The organism is Mesorhizobium sp. M7A.F.Ca.CA.004.12.1.1 (genome assembly GCF_003997835.1).
Taxonomy (GTDB): Bacteria; Pseudomonadota; Alphaproteobacteria; order Rhizobiales; family Rhizobiaceae; genus Mesorhizobium.
The window spans coordinates 1-1834 of the sequence record NZ_RZRK01001032.1; the positions used below are offsets into that span (position 1 = coordinate 1).

A 1834-nucleotide genomic window follows, 5' to 3' on the forward strand; every position below is an offset into this window, starting at 1 on the left:
CTTCTGCACTGCGTTCGATGTTCCCGGCATCCCCGACCGATAAGCCACCCCAATCCAGAAACTCCTCACTAACTCCAGCACTTGAAGCGAGGGCATTTTTATGACCAGGCAGTTCGTGTTCTCTTCCGAATCCGTCGGCGCGGGACACCCCGATAAGATGGCAGACAACATCTCCGATGCCATTCTCGATGCGGTCCTGCGCACCGATCCGAAGGCGCGCGTCGCCTGTGAAGTGTTGGTGAAGACGGGGATGGTCGTTGTGGCTGGCGAGATCACCAGCCATGCCCACATCGATTACAGCCAAGTCGCCCGCGATACGATACTCGATATTGGCTACGACGATGATGCGATTGGCTTTGATGGTCGACGTTGCGCCGTCGTTCTGGCCCTCACCGAGCAGTCGCCCGACATAAGCCAGGGCGTTGATGAAGGACGAGGGCAGGATCTCGGGCAAGGGGCAGGGGATCAGGGCATCATGTTTGGATTCGCATGCAACGAGACGGATACATTGATGCCCCTGCCGATCCAACTCGCTCACCATTTGACGAAAAGACAGGCCGAGGTCCGCAAAGCGGGACAGCTTGGCTGGCTGCGTCCGGACGTGAAATCTCAAGTGTCGGTACGCTACGAAGGGCTCCGCCCGGTGGCGCTGGATACCATAGTCCTGTCAACGCAGCATGACGAAGCGGTCTCACAAGCCACGGTCCGCGAAGGCGTCATTGAGGAGATCATAAAACCGGTCCTGCCGGCCCACCTGGATACTTCGGGGATCAGATTTCTGGTCAACCCAACAGGGCGGTTCGTGGTCGGTGGGCCTGCCGGCGACTGCGGCCTCACAGGACGGAAGATCATCGTCGATTCCTACGGTGGGACCGGGCGTCACGGCGGCGGTGCCTTTTCGGGCAAGGACCCATCCAAGGTTGACCGCTCGGCGGCCTATGCCGCCCGGTATGTCGCGAAGAACATCGTTGCCAGCGGCCTTGCGGAGGTCTGCGAGGTTCAGCTTGCCTACGCGATCGGCGTGGCCAGTCCGGTTTCTGTCATGGTCAATACCTTCGGAACCGCAAGGATCGAGGAAAAAAGGATCGAGCGCCTTGTTCTCGAGGTTTTCAATCTCCGACCGAAAGGCATCATCAAGATGCTTGATCTCTTACGGCCGATATACCGCAAGACGGCGACATACGGACACTTCGGGCGTGAAGAGCCTGAGTTCACTTGGGAGAAGACGGACAAAGCTGACGATTTGCTGCGTGAAGCCGGACCGGCAGCTGCGTGAGGGCGGCTGGATCAAGCGCATGCGGCAACCCATTCCAACTCGCGAGACCACGCCCGGCCGGCGTGGCAAGAAGCCGGCTCGGGTTTTGGCGGAGATTTTGATGCCGGATTATGACGTGCTTTGCATCGGCAATGCCATTGTCGACATCATCGCCCAGTGCGACGAGGAATTCCTCGAGACCAACGGCATCATCAAGGGCGCGATGAACCTCATCGACACACAACGCGCCGAACTGCTCTACAGCCGCATGGGTCCGGCGATCGAAGCGTCCGGCGGCAGTGCCGGCAACACGGCGGCCGGCGTCGCCAGCTTTGGCGGCCGCGCGGCCTTCTTCGGCAAGGTCTCCAACGATGCGCTGGGCGAAATCTACGCGCACGACATTCATGCACAGGGCGTCGCCTTCGACACCACGCCGCTCAAGGGCGAGCCGCCGACGGCGCGCTCGATGATCTTCGTCACCCCCGACGGCGAGCGCTCGATGAACACCTATCTCGGCGCCTGCGTCGAGCTTGGCCCTGAGGATGTCGAAGCCGACAAGGCGTCCGGCGCCAAGGTCAC

2 protein-coding genes are annotated in these 1834 nt (G+C 60.7%); both read left to right on the forward strand.

What is annotated here, in order from left to right:
• The first annotated feature begins 100 nt into the window (after positions 1-100).
• Positions 101-1276 (forward strand): methionine adenosyltransferase, encoded by a 1176-nt coding sequence (gene metK / locus EN984_RS33195; RefSeq protein WP_063169265.1) that lies wholly within the window; start codon positions 101-103, stop codon positions 1274-1276.
• Positions 1277-1376: 100 nt separating this feature from the next.
• Positions 1377-1834 (forward strand): adenosine kinase (locus EN984_RS33200; protein WP_164765861.1); only part of this gene is annotated, 458 nt, incomplete at its 3' end.